Genomic DNA, 26,647 nt, shown 5'->3' with positions numbered 1-26,647 from the left:
TCCCCCCACCCCCCCCCCCCCCCCCCCCCCCCACCTCCCCCCACCCCCCCACCCCCCCCCCCCCCCCCCCCGGGCCCCTGTGTCTCCCCACGGGGCCGCGTAGTGGCCCCGTGGGGTCAGCTCACGCTGCGGTGCGGCCGCCGCCGACGAGGCGCGGCAGCATACGGAAGCCGATACCGCCGGCGATCATCACTGCGGCGCCGACCAGCATGAACGTGGTCTCGGCGGCGCCGGTCTCGGCCAGCTCCTCCTTGGCCTCGCCCTGCTCGACCGGCTGAGAGCCGACGTTGTTGGTGTCCGTGTTGTCGGCACAGTTGGCGCCGTCGAGGTCCACGGTGCAGGTGCCGGCACCGCCGTCACCGCCAGTGGTGCCGGAGCCGCCGGTCGTGGCGGAGCCGCCGGTGGTGCCGTTACCGCCAGTGGTGCCGGTGGAACCGGTCGTGCCGGTGGAGCCCGTGGTGCCGGTGGTGCCGGTGGTGCCGGTGGTGCCGGTGGTGCCGGTGGTGCCGGTCGTACCCGTGGTGCCGGTGGAGCCCGTCGTACCCGTGGTACCGGTCGTACCCGTGGTGCCGGTGGAGCCCGTGGTGCCGGTGGTGCCGGTCGTACCCGTGGTGCCGGTGGAGCCCGTCGTACCCGTGGTACCGGTCGTACCCGTGGTGCCGGTGGAGCCCGTCGTACCCGTGGTACCGGTCGTACCCGTCGTGCCGGTCGTACCCGTCGAGCCCGTGGTACCGGTCGTGCCCGTGGTACCGGTCGTGCCGTCGGTACCGGTGCTGCCGGTCGTACCCGTCGAGCCCGTGGTGCCGGTCGTGCCCGTGGTACCGGTCGTGCCGTCGGTGCCGGTGCTGCCGTTCCCGTTGCCGCCCGAGTTGCCGTTGCCCTCGGAGTTCCCGTTCCCGTTGCCGCCCGAGTTGCCGTTGCCCTCGGAGTTCCCGTTCCCGTTCCCGCCCGAGTTGCCGTTGCCCTCGGAGCTCCCGTTCCCGTTCCCGCCCTGCTGGCCCTGGACCGAGACACCACCCTGGACGCTGCCACCGATGGTCTGGCCGACAGTGTCGTTGCCGTCGAGCGCAGCCCTCGCGCTCACGGTCCCGCCGCCGACACCGAGACCGACGTCGAGCCCGGTGGCCTGCGCGCCACCCGCCGCCGTCAGGGACGCCCCTGCGACGATCACCGTCCCGGCCGCGATGCGCGCGAAGCGGACGCGCGTCTTGTTCGTCATCTGTCTGCTACCCCCAGTAGCCGAACTCGTCATTGGAGCAGCGCCAGGGGCGGAAGCCACGGGAAGGGGTCTTCTTCACGTCCCCCCGGTCACACGCGCCCCACGTTACGCATGCTGGACGCAACCCTTCCGACTTTTCAGATACACGTCAAGAACATTGCGCGAGCAATGCCCGAAATGAACTTATTTGTCCATCATTAGCAATGATGACTGTGACAGAAAAGGGAACTGCCGCCCCTGAGGCGGCAGTTCCCTTGTCGACAAAGCGCTTCTCTACTTCTCCTGCTGCTTGCGCCAGCGAATTCCCGCCTCGAGGAATCCGTCGATGTCGCCGTCGAGCACGGACTGCGGGTTGCCCACCTCGAACTCGGTCCGGAGGTCCTTCACCATCTGGTAGGGGTGCAGGACATACGAACGCATCTGGTTGCCCCAGGAGTTGCCGCCGTCGCCCTTCAGGGCGTCCATCTTGGCCTGCTCCTCCTGGCGACGCCGCTCCAGCAGCTTCGCCTGAAGGACGTTCATGGCGCTGGCCTTGTTCTGGATCTGCGAGCGCTCGTTCTGGCAGGAGACCACGATGCCGGTCGGAAGGTGCGTGATGCGGACCGCGGAGTCGGTCGTGTTCACGCCCTGGCCGCCGGGGCCCGACGCGCGGTACACGTCGACGCGCAGCTCGGACTCGTCGATCTCGACGTGGTCGGACTGCTCGACGACCGGCAGCACTTCGACACCCGCGAAGGACGTCTGACGGCGGCCCTGGTTGTCGAAGGGCGAGATCCGCACCAGGCGGTGGGTGCCCTGCTCCACGGAGAGCGTGCCGTAGGCGTACGGGGCCTTGACCACGAAGGTGGTCGACTTGATGCCGGCCTCCTCCGCGTACGACGTCTCGTAGATCTCGGTGCCGTAGCCGTGCCGCTCGGCCCAGCGCAGATACATGCGCTGCAGCTGCTCGGCGAAGTCGGCCGCGTCGACGCCGCCCGCCTCGGCACGGACGTTCACGAGCGCCTCGCGCTCGTCGTACTCACCGGACAGGAGGGTGCGGACCTCCATCTCGTCCAGCGCCTTGCGCACCGCCTCCAGCTCGGTCTCGGCCTCGGCCCGGGTGTCCGGGTCGTCCTCGGCCTCGGCGAGCTCGAAGAGGACCTCGAGGTCGTCGATGCGCCCGCGCAGTGCCTCCGCCTTGCGGACCTCGGCCTGGAGGTGCGAGAGCTTGCTGGTGATCTTCTGCGCCGCCTCGGGGTCGTCCCACAGGGAGGGCGCGGCCGCCTGCTCCTCGAGCACGGCGATGTCTGCCCTCATCCGGTCGAGGTCCAGGACGGCCTCGATCGACCCCATGGTCGAGGAGAGGGACTTCAGCTCTTCGGATACATCGACGACTGCCACGGGTCCAGCGTAACGGCTGCCGGGCCGGACCTTCCCCGGAGTGTGTGGCCAACCCGACAGGTACGGTTCCGGAGGCCCCGTCGTACCCTCTTCGTATGACTTTTCTCGTGATGCGCCGCCATGTGGACTACATGCGCGTCACGAGCATGAGCTGTCTGCGCCAGGACTGACCCCCCACTGCTCCATAGATCAACTTCACCGGTCCTGTCTGCGGTTCCTTTCCGGTCCTCGGCACACCCCTGCCGATGGTTCGCCGTTTCCCGCCGTCCCCGTCACCCTCCGGGAGACAGGGCCCCGTATCACCAGAAACGGAACCGTCATGTCGTCCACGCTCATCTCTGTTCCCACGTCGCTGCCCGTGCTGGACCTGTCACGGGCCGACGATCCCGCGACCCGAGAGGCGTTCCGTGGGGAACTGCACACAGCGGCCCGCGACACCGGCTTCTTCCATCTGACCGGCCACGGCGTCACCGACCAGGAGACCGCGCGGATCCTGGAGGTCAGCCGCGCGTTCTTCGCCCTGCCCGAGGCCGACCGACTGGCGATCAGCAATCTGAACTCCCCGCACTTCCGTGGCTACACCCGTACGGGCACGGAGCTGACCGGCGGCCGGTCGGACTGGCGCGACCAGATCGACATCGGCGCCGAGCGCCCCGCACCGAAGGTCGGCCCGGACGACCCGGCCTACCTGTGGCTGGAGGGCCCCAACCAGTGGCCGGAGGCCCTGCCCGAGCTGCGCACCGTCGTCCTGGAGTGGCAGGAGCGGCTGGCCGCCGTGGCCCACCGGCTGCTGCGGGAGCTGCTCGCCTCGATCGGCGCCCCCGAGGACTTCTTCGACGCGGCGTTCGCCGACCGCCCGCACCTGCACACCAAACTGGTCCGCTACCCCGGGTCCGCCCCGTCGGGCGCCGACCAGGGCGTGGGCGCGCACAAGGACTACGGCTTCCTGACCCTGCTGCTGCAGGACGGTGTGGGCGGGCTCCAGGTACGTCGCGGCGACGGGTTCCTCGACGTACCGCCGCTGCCCGGGGCGTTCGTGGTGAACCTGGGCGAGCTGCTGGAGATCGCCACCGAGGGGTACCTGACGGCGACCGACCACCGCGTGGTCAGCCCGCCCGGCGCGGTGGAGCGGTACTCCGTGCCGTTCTTCTACAACCCGCGACTCGACGCCGTCGTCGACACGGTCCCCGGCGGCTACCTGCAGCACGCGCCCGGTGTCGCGCACGACGAGTCGAACCCGCTGCACGCCGAGTACGGCCGCAACGAGCTGAAGGGCTGGGTGCGGGCCCACCCGGAGGTCGCCCGGCGCCACCACCCCGAACTGATCGACTGACACCGGCTCCGCGAGCGGGCCCCGACCACATGTGGTCAGGGCCCGCTCGTCGTTCCGTCCTGGCCGTACGCCCAGGTGCCGACCGCGGGGCCCCGTACGCCCGGTACCGGCCGGGGGGCCGTACGGCCGGTTCCGGGCCGAGAGGCCGACCGCCGGTCCACGGCCCGGCTGCTCCCGGCACACCGGGCCCGGCGGGCCGGCCACCCGGTTCGTCGGCCGACCACCGGGCGTACCCGGCGTACGGGCGTACCCGGGACACCCGGCGTACGGGCGTACCGGACGTCGGCTACGGAGCCGCTGGGGCCGAGTTCCTTCCGTCCTGTCGCGGGGCCTCCGTGTCGCCGTCGGAGGCCGCGAGCCAGCCGCCCACGCCGAGCACCGCGGCCAGTACGACCGCGACGGCACCGAGGGTGAGGCGGCGCCTGCGCACCGCCTCGGAGCGGTTGCGGGCGGACCCGGGGCGGCGCCCTCCCGCGACGCGCGGGGCACGGGCCGTGCCGTGCGCCCCACCGGCCAGTTCGTCCGGGGCGGGGACGCGCATGCTCGTGTGGGTGTCGCGGTTGGAGTCGGTCGCGGAGCCGGGGACCAGCGGGACGGCGCCGCGGCGCCGGGTCTCGCGCGGGAGCGCCGGCCGGGGCTCCTCCTCGTATCCGGAGGGTTCCGTCCCGGCGTCCGGCTCGTCCACGTCCAGCGGCGGCATCCCGGCCAGCATCGGCAGCAGTTCACGCAGCCGGGCCGAGAGTTCGGACGCCCGCAGCCGCGAGGCGGGGGCCTTCGCCAGGCACTGGACGACCAGTTGCCACAGCTCGTCCGGGATGCCGGGCAGCGGAACGACGGTCTCGGTGACATGGCGGCGCAGTACGGCGCCCGGGTGACCACCGCCGAACGGCGTGAAACCGGCGAGCAGTTCGTAGAGCACGGTCGCCAGCGCGTAGATGTCGACCGCGGCGCGCGCCGGCAGTCCTTCCACGAGTTCGGGGGCGACGTAGTCGGGCGTCCCGATGATGCCGGAGGCGTTCGCCGCGGTGCCGCCCGCGGCGGAGGGGCGCACCGCCTTGGCGCGGCGGGGGGTGTCGATGAGCTTGGCCACGCCGAAGTCGGTGAGCAGCGCGGGATGCGCGCCGCCGGGGCCGAGCGGGCCCTGCATGTCCAAGAGCACGTTCTCCGGCTTGACGTCCCGGTGGACGATTCCGGCGGCGTGCGCGGCGGCGAGCCCGTCGGCCACGTCGGCGACGATCGCCACGGCGGCCTCGGGAGCCAGCCGGCGTTCCCGGTCGAGCCGGGTGCGCAGGTCCGTGCCGCGGACCAGATCCATGACCAGGGCCAGGTCGTTGCCGTCCACCACGAGGTCGCGCACCCCGACCACATGGGGGTGGTCGAGCCCGAGCAGGGCGGTGCGCTCCTGGACGAAGCGGCCCACCAGATCCTGGTCGGACGCGAGGTCCTCACGCAGCAGTTTGACGGCGACGGGGCCCTCCGGCCCCTCGCCGAGCCATACCGTGCCCGCGCTGCCGCGCCCCAGGATCTGGTGCGCGGTGTACCGGCTGCCGATCATCCGTGCCAAGACTGCTCCCTCAGCGGCTGGCTCTCCGGTCGACAAACTACGCGGGTCCGGGGCCTTGCTTCACATCGGGCGGGGAAATCACCCCTCGGATGTCGACATGTCGACCGAGTCGGTCACTGGCCGGTGCCGGTACCGGTGCCTCCGACACCCGAACCGTCGGCCGGCCCGGTGAGTTCGGAGATCCAGTCCGAGACGGACGAGATGCCGTCCCCGATGGCCTGCCAGTAGCTCTTGCCCTGGGCGATCCAGTCCTGCAGCGGGGTGAGCTCCCAGATGAGCCAGCCCGCGACGAACATCAGCACCAGGGTGAACAGGCAGCCCTTGAGGCATCCCAGGCCCGGGATGCGCATGGGGTTGGCACTGCGCCGACGCGGCTCGCGCGGCGCCCGGGGAGCGGGCTGCTGGGGCGGCGCGTACTGCTGCGGAGGCGGCGGGGGTGCGTACTGCTGGGGCTGCTGCGGGGCGTACTGCTGGGGCGGCGGTGCCTGGCGCTGCGGCTGCTGACGGCGCTGCGGAGGCCTCTGGGGCGGGCGCTGCTGGGCATACGGCTGCTGCTGCGGCTGCTGGTAGGGCTGCTGCGGAGGCGGTGCCTGGCGCTGCGGCCGACGGCCCAGCGGGTCCTCGGTGGGGTCGAGGTACTGGATCTGGGTCTGCTCGTTGCGCTCGCGCGCCGCGCGCAGCTGGGACTGCCACGGGTGCGGCTGGTCCGGCTGCTGCGGAGCGCCGTCGGGGCGCGGCGGCACGGGCGGCAGGACCGCGGTCGGGTCGGCGGCGCCGGGCATCCCCGGCCCGCCGGCGCCCGCCGTCGGCAGGACGCTGGTCGCCGCGTTCGGGTCGAAAGCACCGGCTGTCGCAACCCCCGCACCGGCGCCCGGAAGGACCTGCGTCGCGTCGGCCGCACCAGGCGTCTCCGGGACGGGCACCGGGGCCGGCGCCGGATCGGGGGCGAGCAGGGCGCCCACGCCCTCGGCGGCCTCGACCTGGGCCGGGGTGGAGTGCACGCCGATGCCGGCCGCCACCACCCGCAGGGCCCTGGCGAGGCTCACGGCGCTCGGGCGCTCGCCCGGCTCCTTGCGCAGGCAGCGCTCTATCACCGTCCACAGCGGCATCGGGACGGTCGTGGGACGGCGCGGCTCCTCGCTGAGGTGGCGGTGCAGCACTTCCAGCGCCGTGCCGCCGGCGAACGGCGGGCGGCCGGTGACCAGTTCGTACAGCAGGATGCCCGCGCCGTAGATGTCGACGGCGGAGGTCTGCGGGCGGCCCTCGGCGGACTCCGGCGCGACGTACGCGGGGGTGCCGACGAACTCCTGCGTGCGGGTCAGCCCGGGGGAGTCGGCGAGACGCGCGATGCCGAAGTCGGTGAGCATCGGGTGCATCTGGTCGCCGTTGCTGCGCAGCAGGACGTTCGCGGGCTTCAGGTCGCGGTGGACCACGCCGTCGGTGTGGCTGGCCGCGAGCGCGTCCGCGATCTGGGCCGTGAGGAGGGCCGCGCCCACCGGGGTGAACGGACCGTTCTCCCGGAGGTAGCGGTGCAGGTCGGGGCCGTCGACCAGGTCCATGACCAGGGCGAGCAGATCGCCTTCGACGACCAGGTCGCGGGTCCTGACGATGTTCGGGTGCGTCAGCCGGAGCAGCACGGACCGCTCCCGGAGGAAGCGCATCACGATGTCCGGGTCGTTCGCCAGTTCCTCCTTGAGGACCTTGATGGCGACGGTCTCCCCGGGCTGGCCGGGCACGGCCGCCTCGGCTCCCGCGGTCTCCCTCTGCCGGGCGCGCCAGACGGTGCCCGTGGCGCCGCGTCCGAGAGGCTCCTCGAGGAGGTACTTGCTCCCTACCGGCCGCACGTCATGCGCTCCCTGCTGCTCCGACTCATGATTCCGACCCACTGTAGTGCCGGTGGCTGTGGACCGGAGGGTCACACGTCCAGTTGTTCGGTGGGAAGACGCGGAAGCCCCCCTGATGGTTGCCGCGGTGACTCCGGGGTGCCCCCGGGGCGCACGCATCGAAACCTCGCGCCGCGACAACCAGGGAGTTTTGCGTCAAGACCCGGCCAATCAAGATCACTTGTGGCCGGGTGCCGGGCGTGTTGCCGACGGCGGATGCGAGGATGCCCTCAGCACGTATCGCGTGCCGGGTGGGGGGAATCACAGGGCGTCCCTTACGTCCGGCACCCCGCGCAGAAGGGACCGCCGACGGCGATGCAGATCCGGCTGACCGTCCTCGCGCCGCGCACCGGCCAGACAGCCGCGAGGGCCTGTGACGTCCTCGTCACGGCGCCCGCCGGGACCGCGCTGGCCACCGTCGCCTCCGGTCTGGCCTCGGCCGTGTCGGGCCCGGAGGCCTCCGGTTCCGTCGTCCTCTACGCCGGCCGGGAGCGGCTCGACGCCCAGCGGTGCGCGCTGGGCGAGCCGCCGCTCGTCGACGGTGCCGTGCTCTCGCTCCAGCAGCCCGCGGACGACGAGTCCGCCACCGCGCACGAGGCCGGTGCCGCCACGGCCCGGCTGCACGTCGTGGCGGGCCCGGACGCCGGCGGCGTCCATCTGCTGCACGGCGGCCGGGTGAGCATCGGCCGCGCGGCGGACGCGGACGTCCCGCTCGACGACCCCGACGTCTCGCGGCTGCACTGCGCCGTGACGGTCGCGGACGACGGCACGGTCTCGGTCGCGGACCTGGGCTCCACGAACGGGACGACGGTCGACGGCAAGGACGTCGGCGAACGTCCCGTCCGGCTCGCTCCCGGCGCGCTCCTCCGCGTCGGTGAATCCGCCCTGCGTCTCACCCAGGACGCCCCCGGCCCCACCCTCACCGTCACGCCCGACGCCGAGGGCCATCTCCGGGTCACCCTCACCGGGGCCTCGCGCTCCCTCCCCGGCCCCATGACGGCCGTCCCGGGGCAGCGGTCCGGGGAGGCCGCCACGCACACCTACGGGTACGAGGGCGGCGAGACCGCCCGTGCCCACGGCACGTACGAGCCGGGATCCGCGCCGGGCGGCACGGGACCGGCGGGGGGCGCACCCGACGGGGGCGCCGGCCTCGGTCGGGCCGGCCGGCTCGGCGATCCGGGCCACGGTGCCGCGGCCGCGGCCGGCGGCCCGTACGGGCAGGCCGACGACCCCACCGGGCCGGGCAGCGGCCGCGCCGGCTCCGCGGGCCGCCCGGCCGACGGTTCCGGGCGGCCACACGGGGCGGCGGACGCCGCACGGGGCACGGGCCCGGCCCGGTACGCGCAGGGGTACGCCGGGCACTCCGCCGAGGCGGATCACCCGGACCCCGACCCGGTGGGCCCTGGCTCCCTGGCCTCGGGCTCTGCGGGCCCGGGCCACGGCGGGCAGGACGGTTCCCTGAGCACGGAAGCCACCCGTCAGGGTCATCCCGGCCCCTCCTCCGGGACGGACCCGGGTCGCGCCGCGTCGGGTCCCACCGCGGGCGGCGAGGGCAGCCCGAACGGGCCGCGCAGCTCCGCGACCCCGGCCGGGTCCGGTGACGAGGGCGCGTGGCGGCGCAGCCACAGTCCGGAGAGCGATTCGCACGGCGACGCGTCCGGACCGAGCGGGCACACCGGCTCGCCCTCCGCCGCCGGACCAGGTCGTCCGACGCATCCCGGTGGCGGCGCAGGCCATCCGGCGCACCCCGGTGGCACGGGCCGGGCGGAGGCGGACGCCGCCGACGGCGCGGACCGGGCGTCCCGGGTGCAGGAGCGCAGAACCGCACCCGGCGGCAGACTGGGCGGCATAGGCGCCTGGGCCCGGCGGCTGGCCGGCGGCCGGGGCGAGGCGACGCGTGCACAGGTGCAATCCGCCGCCGGCCCGTCCTCCGCCCCGGGGGCCGGGCCCGTCCTGGAGACCTGGCCCGATCCGGCGACGGTGCTGCTCACCGCGCTGGGCCCCGGCCCACGGCTGTGGGAGCGGCCCCGCGACCACGCCGAGACGCTGGCGGTCCGGCTGGGCACCGCGGACCGCGCGGACCTGGCCGCCGTACCGGTGACCGTCGGTCTGCGCGAAGCGGGTTCGCTGGGCCTCGCCGGCCCCCGCCCGCGGCTTGCCGGCCTGGCGAGGGCGGCCGTCGCACAGCTCGCCGCGCTCCACTCGCCGGCCGACCTGGAGATCGTCCTCATCAGTACGCGTAGCGCCGGCGACGACTGGGACTGGCTGGGCTGGCTCCCGCACGTACGGCCCGCCCACGGTCAGGACTGCCGGCTGCTCCTCGCCCACGACCCGGAGCAGGCGACCGCCCGCACCGCCGAACTCACCCGCCGTCTCGACGACGGTCCCCTCGGCCCCGGCTGGGCGTCCGCGGCACGCGCCGAGATCGACGAAGCCGCCCGGCAGTACGACGGGCCGTACACCGTGGTGCTCGTCGACGGAGACCCCGGGACCGCGACGCTGCGCGAGACCACGGCCCGGCTCGCCTCCGCCGGCGCCGCCGCAGGCATCCATCTGGTCTGCCTCGCGGAGACGCCCGCGGCCTCGCCGGTGTCGCCCGTCACGGCCACCTACGAGACTGCGTGCGCGGCTTCGCCGCCGTTCCGCGAGTGCGGGGCCGTGGCGCTGCTCAGCGGCGACGTGGCCACCGCGCTGCGGCTGCTCCGTACGGCGGACGGGCGGCCCGTGGGGCACGGCACCGTTGGCGCGGTCGACGCGGTCTCCGCGGCCTGGGCCGAGAGGTTCGCCCGCGCCATGGCGCCGCTGCGGGCGGAGGGCGGTACCGGGGAGCACCACCGCGGCGGACGACCGGCCGCGGCACTCCCCCGGTCGTCCCGGCTCCTGGACGAACTGGGGCTGGCCCGCGCCACCCCGGCGTCGCTGATGACCCGGTGGGCGACGGCCCCGGAGGGCACCGCCGTCCTGGGGACCGGCCCGCGCGGCCCGGTCACCGCGGATCTCCTCGGCGAGAGCCCGCACCTCTTCGTCGAGGGGCCGACCGGCAGCGGCCGTACGGAACTCCTGCGCACGGTCGCCGCGTCGCTGGCGGCGGCCGCGCCACCGGACCGTCTGCGGCTCGTCCTGGTCGACGGCGCCGGCGGGGAACGCGGCGAGGGCCTGCACGCATGTACGGAGCTGCCGCACGTCTCCGGGCACCTGGTCGCGTCCGAGCCGCTGCGGATGCGCGGGTTCGCCCAGGCCCTCGGCGCGGAGCTGAAGCGCCGGGCCGAACTGCTGGAGGGCTCCTCCTTCGCGCAGTGGCGCGCCCGTGGGGCCGTCCTTCCCATACGAAGCGCCGTCGGCCGGCTCCTGGGCGAGCAGCGCGGCCCCGCCGACGACCGCGGGCGGCCCGATGGCCCGGGGCACCCCGAGACCGGTGCCGACGGGGACGGTGCCGGGCCCTACGGCCGGACGTCCCCGCCGCAGGAGGGCCGCCGCATCACACTGGGGCCCCGCGGCCACCACGACGACGGACCGGGAACGCGTACCCACGACGCCGCCGACTCCGCTGCCCGCCGGCCCGGCACCACAGGCGGCGCCACGGCAGGTCCGGCCGACACCGGCGACCACACCGCGGCCGCCCGCCGGGGCGACCTCGAAGCGCCGGCCAGCCGCACGCTGTCGCTGCGTCCCCCCGGCGCCGGGGGGACGCAGCCGGGCGAGCAGATGCTGCCGGCCCTGTCGGACGGCGGCCTGCCGCGGCTCGTCGTCCTGGTCGACGACTTCGACGCGCTCGTCGCACCGGCTCTCGGCAGCCCCGGGCGCCCCGCGGCAGGGTCCGTGGTGCGGGTCCTGGAGGCGGTGGCCCGGGACGGCGAACGGCTCGGCGTCCACCTGGTCGTCACGACGGCCCGGCCGGAACGGACGGACCGGACCGAGGCGGCCGGCGCAGCCCGGCTGAAAGTGGTCCTCGAAGCGCCGCCCGCCGCGCCGGGACCGGAGGACGCACTGCCGGGTCGCGGCGTGATCCGGCACGCCGACGGCCGGATCACCCCGTTCCAGGGCGGGCGGGTCACGGGCCGTATCCCGCGCACGGCGACGCTGCGGCCGACGGTGGTGCCGCTGGAGTGGGCACGCATGGGCGACCCGCCGGCCCGCCGCCCGGTGCGCGAGCTCGGCAACGGCCCCACGGACCTGGCGCTCCTCGCCAGCGCGCTCGACCGGGCAGCCCGTTCGGTCCGCGCCGGAACGGCCGCCCCGGCGGCCCAGGCGGGCCCCCGCACCTGAGCCCGCGCCACGCGCCCGACCACCGGAGGCCCCCTACGGTCGGCCCCTAGGGTCGCCGGACGCGTCCACGGCGGCGGGGAGCCCCCGCGGTCTCGGGTCGCGCCGCAGCGGCGAGAAGCCTCACGGCCGTCGGAAGCCGACGGCCACCGGGCACCCGCGGCAACCGGACCGCTCGATCGCCGACCCGCCCACGCCCCGGCCGCATCGGCGCGGAAAGGCCGTCGGGTCGCGGCTTCGGAGTCACCGGCCACCTGCCGCCGCGCTCCCGGCAGCCGGAGGCCGACCGCGCCGGACGCGCCCGACGCGCCCGACGCGCCGACGGTCGGCAGCCACCGGACCCCCACAGCCTCCCGTCGACCCACGGCCATCAACCGCCCCACGGCAAGCAGACCGGCACGGCACATCCGTCACCCGGACGAGTCGTAGAACCACAGGCGGTATTGCGGGTGTCATGCGCCGGGCGTAGGACTGATCGCACGGACGGGGGCGGCGCCGCCGAAGTCACACAGGGGTGCGCCGCTCCGTATGCGGACGGGAGAGACGGGGCAGTGATGCGCACAACTCTTCGTACACGCAAGGCCGCCGTGGGGGTCGTCGCGGTGGGAGCGCTCGTACTCGCGGGGTGCGGCGGCGATCCGGGTGACGCGGGCGGGGACGGTCCGGGGCAGCCGACGGGGACGGCCGGCACGGTCGGCCTGCCGAGGCTGGACGGTGAGAAGCTCGAAGTCGCAGCCGTGTGGACGGGCCCGGAGCAGGAGAACTTCACGAAGGTGCTGAAGGAGTTCGAGAAACGGACCGGCGCCACCGTGACCTTCGTCCCGGCACAGGACCCGATCGTGAACTTCCTCGGTACGAAGATCGCGGGCGGACAGCCCCCGGACGTGGCGATGCTGCCCCAGGTGGGGGCGCTGCAGCAGGCGGTGGCGAAGAAGTGGGCCAAGCCCGTGAGCCCCGAGACGAAGGCCCAGCTGGACAAGAACTACGCACAGGGCTGGAAGGACCTCGGCGCCGTGGACGGCACGCAGTACGGCGTCTACTTCAAGGCGGCGAACAAGTCCCTGGTCTGGTACAACAACGCCGTCTTCGAGAACGCCGGGGCCGAGGTGCCGAAGACGTGGAAGGACTTCCTGACGACGGCCGAGACGATCTCCGCCTCCGGGATCACACCGGTCTCGGTCGGCGGTGCGGACGGCTGGACGCTCACCGACTGGTTCGAGAACGTCTACCTCTCGCAGGCGGGCCCGGAGAAGTACGACAAGCTGGCCCGGCACCAGATCCCGTGGACGGACCCGTCCGTGAAGGACGCACTGACCACCCTCGCCCAGCTGTTCGGCAAACCTGAGCTGATCGCGGGAGGGACGAACGGCGCCCTGCAGACGGAGTTCCCGGTGTCCGTCACCCAGACGTTCAGCGGCGGCGACCAGCCCAAGGCCGCCATGGTCTTCGAGGGCGACTTCGTGGCCGTCAACATCGGGCAGACCGGCGCGAAGATCGGCACCGACGCGAAGGTGTTCCCGTTCCCCGCCGTGGGCGCGCAGGCTCCGGCGGTGTCGGGCGGTGACGCCGCCGTGGCGCTGAAGGACTCCAAGGGTGCCCGGGCACTGATGACGTTCCTGGCCTCGCCGGACGCGGCACGGATCTGGGCGCGGGAAGGCGGATTCGTCTCCCCCAACAGGTCGCTGGACCTCGCCGCCTACCCGGACGACGTGCAGCGGGAGATCGCGAAGGCACTGATCGCCGCCGGTGACGACTTCCGCTTCGACATGTCGGACCAGGCGCCCGCGTCCTTCGGCGGGACACCGGGCAAGGGCGAATGGAAGGCCCTCCAGGACTTCCTGAAGAACCCGAAGGACATCGCGGGCACCCAGCAGCGGCTGGAGGCCGAGGCGGCCAAGGCGTTCCGGAACTGAGGCCGCGGTGAAGACGCCGAGCACGGGAGGACCGGCCGGTCCGGAGCCTCCCGCAGACACACGCACCCGCGGACAAGGCACTGGAGGCTCGCACACCAGCGGACACGGCCCCCGTGGCCCCCGCACCCGCGGACACGCTCCCGCAGGCCCGCGCGCACACCGGCGCAGAAGCGTCACCGGCACCAGAGGGCTGGTCGCCGCGGGCTTCCTGCTGCCCGCCCTCGTCCTGCTGGGCGCCCTCGTGGTCTACCCGATCGGGTACTCCGTCCGGCGTTCGTTCTTCGACCGCTCGGGCAGCGGTTTCGCCGGGCTCGACAACTACGTGGAGATCTTCACCGACGACGCGATCCTCACCGCCGTACGGAACAACGCGATCTGGGTCGTGGTCGCCCCGACCGTCGCCACCGTCCTCGGGCTGATCTTCGCGGTGCTCACCGAACGGGTCCGGTGGGGCACCGCGTTCAAGCTCGTCGTCTTCATGCCGATGGCGATCTCGATGCTCGCCGCGGGCATCATCTTCCGGCTGGTGTACGAGCAGGATCCGGACCGGGGCGTCGCCAACGCCGTCTGGGTGGGGGTGCACGACACGTTCGCGGAGTCGGCGGCCTTCCCGAAGGCACGCCCCAGGCCGGCCGCGCCGTTCGACCGGGCCGCTGACGGCGCGGTCACCACCCGGCAGCCGGCGGAGCTCGGCGGGAACGTCCTGCTGCCGCTGGTGGGGCTGGCACCGGACAGGATCCCGGAGGGCGCGCGCCCCGCCGCGCAGGCCCTACCGCAACCCGGCAAAGTGGTCGGCACGGTCTGGCTCGACTTCACCCGCGGCGGCGGGGGCAGGCCCGACATCGTGGACACGAGCGAGCGGGGACTGGAGGGCATCGAGGTCGAGGCGGTCAAGGACGGCCGCGTCGTGGCATCGGCCCGGGCGGCCGCCGACGGCACGTTCGTCCTGCCCGAGCAGGCCGGCGGTGCCCTGCTGCGGCTGCCCGCCTCGAACTTCCGCGAGCCGTACGACGGGGTCGACTGGCTGGGGCCCGCCCTGGTCACTCCGGCGATCATCGGCTCGTACATCTGGATGTGGGCGGGCTTCGCGATGGTGCTGATAGCAGCGGGCCTGGCCGGCGTCCCCCGTGAGCTCCTGGAGGCCGCCCGGGTCGACGGGGCGAACGAGTGGCAGGTGTTCCGCCGGATCACCGTGCCGCTGCTCGCCCCCGTCCTCGCCGTCGTCCTCGTCACCCTGATGATCAACGTCCTGAAGATCTTCGACCTGGTCTTCATCATCGCGCCCGGGTCGTCGCAGGACGACGCCAACGTCCTGGCGCTCCAGCTGTACCGGTCGTCGTTCGGCACGGACGCGCATCTGGGCGTCGGCAGTGCGATCGCGGTGCTCCTGCTGCTGCTGGTGATCCCGGTGATGTGGTTCAACGTCCGGCGCTTGCGGAGGGAGGCACGGCGATGACCGAGGAGACGCCCCCGCAGCGACCGGGGCGGCCGGGACCCCGGACGGGTTCACGAAAGGGATCAGGGTCAGGGGCAGGGACGGGATCGGGGACAGGACCGCAGACGGGCTCAAGCGCAGGATCAGGACCGGGAACGGGAACGGGTCCACGGACCGGATCAGGGCCGGCCCGGCAGACCGGACCGGCACCGGACCGGCCTCCCGGGTCCCTCGCCGCACGTATCACCGCGCTCACCGCGGGCGGCGCCGTGCGGGTGTTCCTGATCCTGGTCGGGCTGTTCTGGCTGATGCCCACGATCGGGCTTCTGCTGTCCTCGCTGCGCGGCCCGTCCGACATCAGCGCCGGCGGCTGGTGGGAGGTCTTCGCGGCCCCGTCCCGGTTGACGATGGAGAACTACCGCCATCTGCTGGCCAACGAGACGATCACCGACTCGCTCGTCGCCACGGTCCTGATCACCGTGCCCGCGACGGTCCTGGTCGTGGTGATCGGCGCGCTCGCCGGATACGCCTTCGCCTGGATGGACTTCCCCGGACGCGACTGGTGGTTCCTCGTGGTCGTGGCACTGCTGGTGGTACCGGTGCAGGTGGCGCTGATCCCGGTCTCCCGGCTGTTCGGCGAGATCGGGATCTTCGAGACGACCCTCGGTGTGGTGCTGTTCCACGTGGCGTTCGGCCTGCCGTTCGCGATCTTCCTGCTGCGGAACTTCTTCGCGGAGATCCCCCGCGAGCTGCTGGAGGCCGCACGGCTCGACGGGGCGGGCGAGCTCCGGCTGTTCACCCGTGTCGTGCTGCCCCTCGGCGGTCCGGCCATCGCCTCGCTGGCCATCTTCCAGTTCCTGTGGGTGTGGAACGACATGCTGGTCGCGCTGATCTTCGCGGACTCGGAGAACCCGCCGATCACGGTCGCCCTCCAGCAGCAGGTGCGGCAGTTCGGCAACAACATCGATGTGCTCGCGCCGGGCGCGTTCGTGTCGATGGTGATCCCACTCGTGGTGTTCTTCGCCTTCCAACGGCAGTTCGTGTCGGGCGTGATGGCGGGCGCCGTGAAGTAGCCGTGCAGCAGCGGGCGCCGGCGGCGGTCATCCGGCAAGGCGACCGCCGCCGGATCCCCCGTACGCCACGTCCGGCGTAACCGATCACTCCGGCACGCGTTCTGGGGCCACCAGTGGTCTTCCGACGCAGGGATGTGCCGTGCCGCGGTTCAGTGTTCCCGGACGGACCGTTCGGCCCCGGCCAGCTCCTGTCAGGATTCCTGCGCAGAGCACAGGACGGGAAGACACGGGGCGTACGGCACCGGTTCCGGTGCGGGCCGGGACACTGCATGCACTGCATGCACTGCATGCGGTACGCACGCTGGCGCTCGCGCGCATCTGGTGGCGGCTGCTCCCCCGGATCCCGTTCGGCCGGGTCCTCCCGGTGGGCCGGGCCCTGCGTCTCCTGCCGCGGCTGCCGGTCCGGCACCTGGCGCTGCGCGTGGTGGCCGCGCTTCGGGGCCGGGGCGCGGCGGCCCGTTCCGAGGCGGACGGGAGTGCCTCAACCGGTACTGCGGCGAACGGGAACGCACCGGCCTGCCCTGACGCGCTCGGAGGCGCGCCGCTCCCGCCCCGCCCTGACTCCCGCCCGTAAGCCCTTCCCGGGACTCAGTCGGCGGCCGACAGCGCCCTGAGCGCGGCGACGGTGGAGTCGGCGAGGCTGTCGAGGTACGCGGGGTAGCCCTCGGGGGGCTCGGCGCGGACGACGACGAGGCGCCAGTAGAGGGGGCCCATCATGAGGTCGAGAACCCGGCCGGGATCGGTGCCCTCGGGGAGTTCACCGCGTCCGACGGCGTCGCGTACGACGACGGCCGCGACGCCCTGCTGGCCGTCGAGGAGCGCCGCCTTGATCGCGTCGGCGATCTCCGGGTTGCGCACGGCCTCGACCAGCAGGTCGGGGATGACCTGTGAGGCGACCGGATGGCGCAGGGCGTGCGCGGCGACCTCGAGGAGGGCCCGCACGTCACCGTGCAGCGAGCCGGTCGAGGGCGCGGGCAGTCCCTGAGCGGCGAACGCCGAGACCAGGTCGAGCACCAGGTGCAGCTTCGACTTCCAGCGCCGGTAGACGGCGGTCTTGCCGACACCGGCCCGCCGGGCGATCCCCTCGATGGACATGCGGGCGAAGCCGACGGTGGCCAGTTCCTCGAAGACAGCGGCGCGGATCGCGTAGGTCACGTCCTCCCGGAGCACCGCGGCTCCTGCGGGGGCGCGGCGTGGGCTTCCGGGTGCGGTCTCGGAGGTCATGCGCAGAGCATAACCACCACCCACGTCACGACGATACGGTTGCGTTCCGACGACAGAGGGTCCTAGGCTCCACGGAACGACGATACGGGACCGTTCCGACGCAGGTCGGTGACCGTGCACGGGACGCGTCCGAGAGGGGGATCCGTGACCGAGACCCGGGACCCGGGCGCGCTGGCCGCCGCCCACGGCCTGCGGGCGAACGGGCAGCGGCCGGCACTCGGCGCCTACGCCGCACAGCTCTGGGACCGCCGCCAGTTCATCGCGGCGTTCGCCACCGCCCGGACGACCGCGCAGTACAGCGGGACCGGACTGGGCGGCCTCTGGCAGCTCGCGACGCCGCTGCTCAACGCGGCTGTCTACTACGTCGTGTTCGGCCTGCTGCTGCGCACCCGCGACCAGGTGCCGGACTTCGTCCCGTTCCTGGTCACGGGCGTATTCGTCTGGACGTTCACCGCCAACTCGATCATGGCGGGGACGCGGGCGGTCAGCGGCAACCTCGGCCTGGTGCGGGCACTGCAGTTCCCGCGCGCCGCACTGCCGGTGTCCTGCACCCTGCAGCAGCTCCAGCAGCTGCTGTACTCCCTGGGTGCTCTGCTGGTGATCCTGCTCTGCTCCGGCGAGCTCCCGAGGGCCTCGTGGCTGCTGGCGGTGCCGGCCCTGCTGCTCCAGACGGTGTTCAACACGGGCCTGTCGATGGTGATGGCCCGGCTCGCGAGCCGGACACCGGACCTGGCGCAGCTGATGCCCTTCGTCCTGCGGACCTGGATGTACGCGTCGGGCGTGATGTGGAGCATCGACAAGGTGCTGGGCACCGGGCGCTTCCCGCACCTGATCGCCATCGCCCTGGAGTGCAATCCGGCCGCCGTCTACATCGACCTGATGCGCTTCGCGCTCATCGAGAGCTTCGGGGACTCCCAACTGCCGCCGTACGCCTGGGCCGTGGCCGCCGGCTGGGCGGCGCTGGCCGGGCTCGGCGGCTTCATCCACTTCTGGCAGGCGGAGGAGACCTACGGCCGTGGCTGACCCCGAGAACACTGGGAACCCTGAGTACCCCGAGAACCCCGAGAAGCCCGAGAACCGGGAGAACTCGGGGACGCCTACCGTCGTGGTCGACGACGTCCACATCGTCTACACGGTGAACGGCTCGCGCCCCGGCGGGGGCGGCGCGCCGTCCGCACTGGGCCGACTCATGCCCCGCCCCCGCACCCGGGGACGCACCCGCAAGGGGCCGCCGGGCTCCCGTGAAGTACACGCCGTCAAGGGGGTCACTCTCGTCGCCCGCCGAGGCGAGGCCATCGGGCTGATCGGCTCCAACGGCTCGGGCAAGTCGACCCTGCTGAAGGCCATCGCCGGCCTGCTCCCCGCCGCCCGGGGCCGGGTCTACACCCAGGGGCAGCCCGCCCTCCTCGGCGTGAACGCCGCCCTGATGGGCGATCTGACCGGTGAGCGCAACGTCGTCCTCGGAGGGCTGGCGATGGGCATGACCCGTACCGAGATCCGGGAACGCTACGACGACATCATCGAATTCTCGGGGATCAACGAGAAGGACGACTTCGCCTCCCTGCCGATGCGCACGTACTCCTCGGGCATGGGCGCCCGGCTGCGGTTCGCCATCGCGGCCGCCAAGAGCCATGACGTGCTGCTGATCGACGAGGCCCTGGCCACGGGAGACGCCCGGTTCCAGCGTCGCAGCAGGGAACGCATCGAGGAACTGCGCCGGGAGGCGGGGACCGTCTTCCTCGTCAGCCACAGCAACTCCACCATCACCCGCACCTGCGACCGTGCCGTGTGGCTGGAGGCGGGGACCCTGCGGATGGACGGTCCGGCGAAGGAAGTCGTGGCGGAGTACGAGCGGTTCACTGCGACGAATTAGGGCGAAACATGTCTAAACTCCCGGGAGATGACGAACCAGCAGCCCAACAGCAGCCCCCGAAGCCCCTCGTCACCGGACTCCCCGCACCACCACAGCCCGCCCCCCTCCCCCACTCCCGCAGTCGGCCCTTCCCTCTCCGTCGCCGCCGTGGCTGCCTCCGCCGACGCCCGCGGCGGCGGAGGCCCGGTCCGCGCTCTCACCGGATCATGGGCCGAGGGCCGGCCCCTCGTCGCGCTCTTCGCGGTCTGGGCCGTCACCCGGCTCGTCATGCTGTACCTGCTCGTCGACGACGGCATCGGCGTCAGCAACGTCTCGGACGAGGCGGCCCAGCTCTACCCCGGCTGGGCGCACCAGCTGCTCCACGGCTCCTTCCCGGTCGGCGACGTCACATGGCAGTACCCGCCGGGCGCGGGCGCGCTGTTCCTCACCCCCACCGCCCTGCCGTTCCTCGCCTACTTCAACGCGTTCGTCACGCTCACCCTGCTCGTCGACGCCGTCGTCACCCTCGCCCTCGCCGTCCGGGGCGAGCGCCTCGCCGGGGCATGGGTGTGGACCGCGGGGCTGCCCGCGCTGCTCAACGTGCCGCTCGGCCGGTTCGACATCCATGTGACCGCCTTCGCCGTGCTGGCCCTGCTCTGCGTACGGCACCGCCCACGCCTCGGCGGGGCCCTCGCGGGACTGGGTGCCATGGTGAAGGTCTGGCCGCTGCTCACCCTGCTGGGCACACCGCCGGGCCGGTCCGGCAGGCAGGCCCGGTGGTCCGCCGCCGTCGCCGCGGGGGCGTTGCTGCTGGTCCTCGCCCTCGGTTTCCGGCACACCTTCGACTTCCTGCGCCACCAGGGCGACCGGGGCGTGCAGATCGAATCGCTCGCCGGTACCGCGCTGTCGATGGCGCGATGGACGGCCGGCTGGCCCGGCTGGATCGAATCCCGTTACGGCACCCTGGAGTTCGAAGGACCGTACGTGCAGGAGCTCACCCAGCTGTTCCTGCTGCTGACGGCCGCCGCATTCGGCTGGCTGCTGCTGTGGCGGGGACGGGCCACGCGGTGGAACCCGGCGACACCGTTCGACGCCGCCCTGGCCGCCGTACTGCTGTTCACGGTCACCAGCAGGGTGATCAGCCCCCAGTACATGATCTGGCTGATCGGGCTGGCCGCGGTCTGCCTCACCTCCCGGCACACCACCCAGCGCCCGGTCGCGGTGCTGCTGCTCGCGGCGACACCCGTGACCACTCTGGCCTTTCCCGTCTTCTACCTCGACGTGATGACCGGCAGCCCGCTCGGCAACGTCCTGATGCTCGTCCGCAACGGTCTGCTGCTCGCCGCCGCCGTCCTGTCCTGCAGACGGCTGTGGAACGCGACCGTCGACCCGGCGCGGCTGCCCGACGCCGTCCCGGCCTGACCGCCGTCCCGAAGGCCCGGACCGGAGCGGCGACGTCGCACGCCCGCGACGCGAAGGGGCGCCCACCGGGTGGCGGGCGCCCCTGACGTCATGCGGTCACATCACCGGCGATGTCACGTGTGCGTGCGCAGCAGCGTCCGCATCGTGCGCATCGCGACCGACAGGTTCGCCAGGTCGAAGTCGTCCGACGTCTGGATCTCCTCCAGCGTCGACCGGGCCCGGCTGAGGATCGCGGCGTTCTTCTCCTCCCAGAGCTTGAAGCGCTCCTCGGGAATCGAGCTGCCGTTGCCGACGGACAGCACGTCCGCCGTGAGTGCGGCGTGCGCCGCGAACAGGTCCTCGCGGATGGCGGCACGGGCCATGGACTGCCAGCGGTCGGCCCGCGGCAGCTCGATGATCCGGTCCATCAGCTGCGTGATGCTCAGCCGGTCGGCGAGGTCGTAGTACACCTCGGCGACGTCCATCGCGTCCTTGCCGGTCCGGTCCGCGATCGCGACGATGTCCAGCGTCGGGAACGCCGAGGAGAACCCGGCGACCCGCGACGCGAGGATCTCCGGCACGCCCTCCCCGGTCAGCTCGTCCATCACCGACTCGAACCACTCCAGGTCGGCGCCGCGAAGCAGCTTCGGCAGCTCCGCCCAGACCGCGCCGACGCGCTCGCCGAAGAACTCGACGGTCTCGGTGAGCCGGAGCGGCTGCGGCCGGTTGTTGAGCAGCCAGCGGGTGCCGCGCTCGACCAGCCGCCGGGAGTGCAGCCTGATCCGGGTCTGGACGTCGGCGGGCACCACGTTGTCCAGCCCCTCGACGTCGTCCCAGACCTCGCCCAGGCCGAAGATCTCACGGGCCGCGGCCTGCGCCCGCACGATCTCCTCCAGCGACGCTCCCGTCTCCTCCCGGAGCCGGTGCAGGAAGGTCGAACCACCGCTGTTCACCGTGTCGTTGACCAGCACCGTCGTCACGATCTCGCGGCGCAGCGCGTGGGAGCCGACGGCCTCCGGGAACCGCTCGCGGAGCGCCTTCGGGAAGTAGGCGTGCAGCAGCGAATTCAGGTGCGGGTCGTCCGGCAGATCGGTGGAGATCAGCTCCTCGGCAATCGTGATCTTGGTGTAGGCGAGGAGGACGGCGAGCTCGGGCTGGCTCAGCCCCTGCCGGTTGTTGAGCAGCTCACGGATCGGCCGGTCCTGCGGCAGGAACTCCAGCCCGCGGTCGAGCTTCCCGTCGCGCTCCAGCCGGCGCATGAAGCGGGCGTGCGCATGGAGCAGGCTCGGCGACTGGGCGACCGCGTTGGCCAGGGCGACGTTCTGCGCGTAGTTGTTGCGCAGCACGAGCGCGCCGACCTCGTCGGTCATCTCGGCGAGCAGCTTGTTGCGCTGCTTGACGGTGAGGTCGCCGTCGGCGACCAGGCCGTTCAGCAGGATCTTGATGTTCACCTCGTGGTCTGAGGTGTCCACACCGGCGCTGTTGTCGATGGCGTCGGTGTTCACCCTGCCGCCGTGGCGGGCGAACTCGATACGGCCGAGCTGGGTCAGGCCCAGGTTGCCGCCCTCGCCGACGACCTTGACCCGCAGGTCGTGGCCGTTGACGCGGATCGCGTCGTTCGCCTTGTCGCCGACGTCCGCGTTGGACTCGGCGGACGACTTGACGTACGTACCGATGCCGCCGTTCCACAGCAGATCGACGGGGGCCTGGAGGACCGCCTTCATCAGTTCCGCCGGGGTCAGCTTGGTGACACCGGAGTCCAGGTCGAGGGCCTCGCGCATGGCCGCGTTGACCGGGATCGACTTCGCCGTACGGGGGTGGATGCCACCGCCCGCCGACAGGAGCTCGGTGTTGTAGTCCGCCCAGGAGGAGCGGGGCAGCTCGAACAGCCTGCGGCGCTCGGCGTACGAGACCGCCGCGTCCGGGTTCGGGTCGATGAAGATGTGGCGGTGGTCGAAGGCGGCGACCAGGCGGATGTGCTCGGACAGCAGCATGCCGTTGCCGAACACGTCACCGGACATGTCGCCGACGCCGACGACCGTGAAGTCCTCGGTCTGGGTGTCGTGGCCCAGCTCCCGGAAGTGGCGCTTGACCGACTCCCAGGCACCGCGGGCGGTGATGCCCATGCCCTTGTGGTCATAGCCGGCGGAGCCGCCGGAGGCGAAGGCGTCGCCGAGCCAGAAGCCGTAGGAGACGGCGACCTCGTTGGCGATGTCGGAGAACGTCGCGGTGCCCTTGTCGGCGGCGACCACCAGGTACGTGTCGTCCTCGTCGTGCCGGACCACGTCGGCCGGCGGCACGACCTCGCCCGCGACCATGTTGTCGGTGATGTCCAGCAGCGCCGAGATGAACGTCCGGTAGCAGGCGACGCCCTCGGCGAGCCATGCGTCACGGTCCACCGACGGGTCCGGCAGCTGCTTGGCGACGAAGCCGCCCTTGGCGCCGACCGGCACGATGACGGTGTTCTTCACCATCTGCGCCTTGACCAGGCCGAGGATCTCGGTGCGGAAGTCCTCACGCCGGTCGGACCAGCGCAGGCCGCCGCGCGCGACCTTGCCGAAGCGCAGGTGCACGCCTTCGACGCGCGGCGAGTACACCCAGATCTCGAACGCCGGACGGGGCGCCGGCAGGTCCGGGATGGCCTGCGGGTCGAACTTCATCGACACGTAGGCGTGGGGTTCGCCGTCCGCGGCCCGCTGGAAGAAGTTGGTCCGCAGCGTGGCCTTGATGACGGTGAGGAACGACCTCAGGATGCGGTCCTCGTCCAGGCTCGCGACCTGGTCCAGGGCACCGTCCAGCTCCTCCAGCAGCCCGTCGATCAGCTCGGTGCCGGCCCGCTGCCGCTCCGGCGACATCCGGGCCTCGAACAGCGAGACGAGCAGCCGGGTGGTGTGGACGTTGGAGCAGAGGGTGTCCTCCATGTAGTCCTGGCTGAACGTCGAGCCGGCCTGCCGCAGGTACTTGGCGTACGCGCGGAGGACCACGGCCTGCCGCCAGGTGAGTCCGGCGCGCAGCACCAGCGCGTTGAACCCGTCGTTCTCCGCCGCGCCCGTCCACACGGCCGCGAAGGCGTTCTGGAAGCGCTCGCGGGCGTCGTCGGCGAGGTAGTCGCCGCCCGCGGCCCCCTGCGGCATGCGCAGACCGAAGTCGTAGACCCAGGCGTGCGTACGGTCGGCGCAGCGCAGCTCGTACGGGCGCTCGTCGATGACCTCGACGCCGAGCCGGTTCAGCACCGGCAGCACCGCGGACAGCGACACCTGCTCGCCGACCCGGTAGATCTTGAAGCGCCGCTCGCCGGGGGCAGCGCCCACCGGCTCGTAGAGCGACAGCGCGAAGTGCTTGCGGGCGTGCGTGACCTGCTCCAGCCGGATCAGGTCGGCGACGGCCGCGCGCGGGGTGTGGTCGGCCTTGTAGCCCTCGGAGAAGGCGTGGCCGTAGCGGCGCAGCAGTTCGGCGGCGCGTTCCTCGCCGCACTCGGCGTTCAGGGCCTCGGCGAAACCGTCCTCCCAGGAGCGGGCGGCGTCGACGAGCCGTGCCTCGATGCGGTCGACGTCGGCCTCGGTGAGGTCGGGCAGCTCGGTGCCCGGCGGGACGCGGACGACGAAGTGGATCCGGGACAGGATCGACTCGGTGTTCCAGGCGGTGAAGTCGACGCTGATGCCGCCGAGCTCCTCCTTGAGGATGTCGATGATCCGGAGCCGCACGGTGGTGGTGTAGCGGTCCCGCGGCAGGTAGACCAGCGCCGAGTAGTAGCGGCCGTACTCGTCCTGGCGGAGGTAGAGCCGCAGCCGGCGGCGTTCCTGGAGGTAGAGGACCGAGGTGACGATCTCGCGGAGCTTGTCGACCGGGGTCTGGAACAGCTCGTCGCGGGGGTAGGTCTCCAGGATCTGGAGCAGGTCGCGGCCGTCGTGGCTGTCCGGCGAGAAGCCGGCGCCCCTGAGGACCTCGTCCACCTTGCGGCGGATGACCGGGACGCGGCGGACCGACTCGGTGTACGCGGCCGAGGAGAACAGGCCGAGGAAGCGGCGCTCGCCGACGACGTTGCCCTCGGCGTCGAACTTCTTCACCCCGACGTAGTCGAGGTAGCTGGGCCGGTGCACGGTGGCGCGGCTGTTGGCCTTGGTGAGGATGAGCAGCTTGTGCTCGCGGGCCTTGGCGCGGGCGTCGGCGGGCAGCCGGTTGAACGAGGGCGACACGGGGTGGCCGTCGTCCTTGCCGCTGTGGTGCGGGTCGGAGCGCAGGATGCCCAGGCCGGTGCCGGGGACCGCGGAGAGGGCGTCACCGTCGACGAGGTTGTACTCGCGGTAGCCGAGGAAGGTGAAGTGGTCGTCGGAGAGCCAGCGCAGCAGTTCGCGGGCCTCCGCGACGTCGTCCTGGGGGACGTCGGAGGCCACCGGCTCGGAGCCGAGGTCCTCGGAGATGCGCAGGGCGGCGCCGCGCATCTTGTCCCAGTCCTCGACGGCCTCGCGGGCGTCGGACAGGACGCGCAGCAGGTCGGCGGTGATCTGCTTGAGGTCGGAGCGGTCGGTCTCCCGGTCGATCTCGACGTGGATCCACGACTCGGTGAGCGCGTCGTGCGGCCGTTCGCCGAGGGCGGCGCCGCCGGGCAGGATCTCGATGAGCTTGCCGGTGACGTCACGGCGGACGACGACCTGCGGGTGGATCACCAGGTGGATGCCACGGCCCTGGCGGGAGAGCTCGTTGGTGACGGAGTCCACGAGGAACGGCATGTCGTCGGTGACGACCTCGACGACGGAGTGGCTGCACGTCCAGCCGTTCTCCTCGACGGTGGGAGTGTGCACGCGGACGTTCGCGGTGCCCTGCGGACGGTTCTCGGCCAGCCGGTAGTGCGAGAGTGCCGCCCCGTAGGCGTCGACCGGGTCGCGGTCGGTGAGGTCCTCGGGGGCTGTGTGCAGGTAGTAGCGCTGGAGGTAGGCGAGTAGGGCGGCCTCGTCGGGCGCCTCCTCGCTGACGGCCCCGGTCGGTGCGGTGGTCGTCCGGGGGGCTGTGCCCGGACCCCCCAACCCCCCGGCCGGGCTGTTCTCAGCTACCCGGGCGGCCCGTGCGAGCAGCTCGGCCTTGGCTTCGTCCAGCTTGGTCTGCATGTCCTCTGGCTCCTGTCGCGCGCCGTTGCGTGACGTAGGTGAAAAAAGGGACGTAACGCCGTGACGCGGGTTCACCGGTCTGGTTCGACGTTATGCCGGGATGAGAGATGCCCGGGCGGTTCTCGGCCGAATTCGGCGGAAGGCCACGGACGCGAGGATCAGCGATCACCCGGGCGCGGTTCCGCTCCGGGCGCAGGCGGGGGGCCTCACTGCCCCCACGGCGTATAGCGCTGATCACGCCACAAGGCTATCGCTCCGGACCCGGGAGTCGTCATGAGCCGTATGTGTACAAAAGCAGGGGTGGAAGTTTGACACTGTGGACAGCGACACATGCCCTCTTGGCAAACTGAGAGCCGCGGGGCAGCGTGGCCTTGACGGCTACCGAGAAGGGGAGCGAGTGCCATGGCACCGAAAATCCTGATCGTGACCGGCGACGCGGCGGAGTCGCTGGAGGTCCTGTATCCGTACCAGCGGCTGCGCGAGGAAGGCTACGAGGTCCATGTCGCGGCTCCGTCCCGCAAGCAGCTGCGCTTCGTCGTCCATGACTTCGAACCCGGCTTCGACACCTACACCGAGAAGCCCGGCTACACCTGGCCCGCCGACCTGGCGTTCTCGGAAGTCGACCCGGGCGAGTACGTGGCCCTGGTCATCCCGGGCGGCCGGGCACCGGAGTACCTGCGCAACGACCCGGAGCTCCGCAAGATCCTCAAATCGTTCTTCGACGCCGACAAGCCGGTCGCCCAGATCTGTCACGGACCGCTGCTGACCGCGGCGATCGACAGTCTGGTCGGCCGCAGGGTGACGTCCTACCCGGCACTGGAACTCGACATGCAGGCCGCTGGGGCCACCTTCCAGGACGCCGAGGCCGTGGTGGACGGGACGCTGGTCTCCTCGCGCGCCTGGCCCGATCATCCTGCGTGGATGCGGGAGTTCCTCACGGTGCTGCGGGCGAAGTCACCGGCGACCGGCTGAACGAGGTGCGCGGGGCGGCCGACGGCCGGG

15 protein-coding genes are annotated in these 26,647 nt (G+C 72.5%); 9 read left to right on the top strand and 6 right to left on the bottom strand.

The features are described from left to right. Positions 1–121 precede the first annotated feature (121 nt). Together ACZ4Z5_RS28620 and prfB are read right to left on the bottom strand one after the other, a co-directional pair. Complete coding sequence (locus ACZ4Z5_RS28620; RefSeq protein WP_468267842.1) at positions 122–1,219, bottom strand: hypothetical protein; 1,098 nt, start codon at positions 1,217–1,219, stop codon at positions 122–124. Positions 1,220–1,492: 273 nt separating this feature from the next. Continuing rightward, positions 1,493–2,599 (bottom strand): peptide chain release factor 2, encoded by a 1,107-nt coding sequence (prfB, locus tag ACZ4Z5_RS28615; protein ID WP_468267839.1) that lies wholly within the window; start codon positions 2,597–2,599, stop codon positions 1,493–1,495. 319 nt (positions 2,600–2,918) lie between these two features. On the opposite strand from prfB, the gene ACZ4Z5_RS28610 reads away from it, so the two are divergent. After that, positions 2,919–3,932 carry an isopenicillin N synthase family dioxygenase gene (locus tag ACZ4Z5_RS28610; protein WP_468267836.1) on the top strand — a complete coding sequence of 338 codons (1,014 nt, stop codon included), beginning with the start codon at positions 2,919–2,921 and terminating at the stop codon, positions 3,930–3,932. Between the two features lie 286 nt (positions 3,933–4,218). Here the strand turns inward: ACZ4Z5_RS28610 and ACZ4Z5_RS28605 are convergent, their stop codons facing one another. Both ACZ4Z5_RS28605 and ACZ4Z5_RS28600 read right to left on the bottom strand, forming a co-directional pair. Beyond that, the gene (locus tag ACZ4Z5_RS28605; protein ID WP_468267833.1) at positions 4,219–5,496 is read right to left on the bottom strand and encodes a serine/threonine-protein kinase; all 1,278 of its coding nucleotides are present in this window, start codon (positions 5,494–5,496) and stop codon (positions 4,219–4,221) included. A gap of 113 nt (positions 5,497–5,609) precedes the next feature. Continuing rightward, a complete protein-coding gene (locus ACZ4Z5_RS28600; protein ID WP_468267830.1) occupies positions 5,610–7,340 on the bottom strand; it encodes a serine/threonine-protein kinase in 1,731 nt (576 codons plus the stop codon). A gap of 354 nt (positions 7,341–7,694) precedes the next feature. On the opposite strand from ACZ4Z5_RS28600, the gene ACZ4Z5_RS28595 reads away from it, so the two are divergent. The 4 genes from ACZ4Z5_RS28595 to ACZ4Z5_RS28580 all read left to right on the top strand — a co-directional run bounded on the left by ACZ4Z5_RS28595 (position 7,695) and on the right by ACZ4Z5_RS28580 (position 16,063). Continuing rightward, positions 7,695–11,645, top strand: coding sequence for an FHA domain-containing protein (locus ACZ4Z5_RS28595; RefSeq protein WP_468267827.1), 3,951 nt, complete (start codon positions 7,695–7,697; stop codon positions 11,643–11,645). 551 nt (positions 11,646–12,196) lie between these two features. Continuing rightward, entirely contained in the window at positions 12,197–13,555 is a 1,359-nt protein-coding gene (locus ACZ4Z5_RS28590) for an ABC transporter substrate-binding protein (RefSeq protein ID WP_468267824.1), read from the top strand. Positions 13,556–13,562: 7 nt separating this feature from the next. Further along, on the top strand, positions 13,563–15,011 hold the full coding sequence (locus ACZ4Z5_RS28585) for a carbohydrate ABC transporter permease (RefSeq protein WP_468267822.1): 1,449 nt from the start codon (positions 13,563–13,565) through the stop codon (positions 15,009–15,011). A 221-nt stretch (positions 15,012–15,232) separates the two neighbouring features. Continuing rightward, the gene (locus tag ACZ4Z5_RS28580) at positions 15,233–16,063 is read left to right on the top strand and encodes a carbohydrate ABC transporter permease (RefSeq protein ID WP_468268043.1); all 831 of its coding nucleotides are present in this window, start codon (positions 15,233–15,235) and stop codon (positions 16,061–16,063) included. Between the two features lie 588 nt (positions 16,064–16,651). On the opposite strand, the gene ACZ4Z5_RS28575 is transcribed toward ACZ4Z5_RS28580, so the two are convergent. Beyond that, complete coding sequence (locus ACZ4Z5_RS28575) at positions 16,652–17,287, bottom strand: TetR/AcrR family transcriptional regulator (RefSeq protein WP_468267819.1); 636 nt, start codon at positions 17,285–17,287, stop codon at positions 16,652–16,654. A gap of 144 nt (positions 17,288–17,431) precedes the next feature. Between ACZ4Z5_RS28575 and ACZ4Z5_RS28570 the strand changes: the two genes are divergently transcribed. The 3 genes from ACZ4Z5_RS28570 to ACZ4Z5_RS28560 all read left to right on the top strand — a co-directional run bounded on the left by ACZ4Z5_RS28570 (position 17,432) and on the right by ACZ4Z5_RS28560 (position 20,561). Then, positions 17,432–18,310, top strand: coding sequence for an ABC transporter permease (locus tag ACZ4Z5_RS28570; RefSeq protein ID WP_468267816.1), 879 nt, complete (start codon positions 17,432–17,434; stop codon positions 18,308–18,310). Positions 18,311–18,392: 82 nt separating this feature from the next. Continuing rightward, on the top strand, positions 18,393–19,160 hold the full coding sequence (locus tag ACZ4Z5_RS28565; RefSeq protein WP_468268040.1) for an ABC transporter ATP-binding protein: 768 nt from the start codon (positions 18,393–18,395) through the stop codon (positions 19,158–19,160). Between the two features lie 27 nt (positions 19,161–19,187). Continuing rightward, a complete protein-coding gene (locus ACZ4Z5_RS28560; protein WP_468267813.1) occupies positions 19,188–20,561 on the top strand; it encodes a glycosyltransferase 87 family protein in 1,374 nt (457 codons plus the stop codon). A gap of 113 nt (positions 20,562–20,674) precedes the next feature. On the opposite strand, the gene ACZ4Z5_RS28555 is transcribed toward ACZ4Z5_RS28560, so the two are convergent. After that, complete coding sequence (locus tag ACZ4Z5_RS28555) at positions 20,675–25,645, bottom strand: NAD-glutamate dehydrogenase (protein ID WP_468267810.1); 4,971 nt, start codon at positions 25,643–25,645, stop codon at positions 20,675–20,677. Between the two features lie 402 nt (positions 25,646–26,047). Here ACZ4Z5_RS28555 and ACZ4Z5_RS28550 point away from each other — a divergent pair, with 402 nt between their 5' ends. Continuing rightward, positions 26,048–26,617, top strand: coding sequence for a DJ-1/PfpI family protein (locus ACZ4Z5_RS28550; protein ID WP_468267807.1), 570 nt, complete (start codon positions 26,048–26,050; stop codon positions 26,615–26,617). The last annotated feature ends 30 nt before the right edge of the window (positions 26,618–26,647 follow it).

The organism is Streptomyces sp. NPDC030222, from assembly GCF_055573115.1.
Note: the sequence above shows the minus strand (reverse complement) of the source record. Positions and strands in the feature narration are given on the sequence as shown.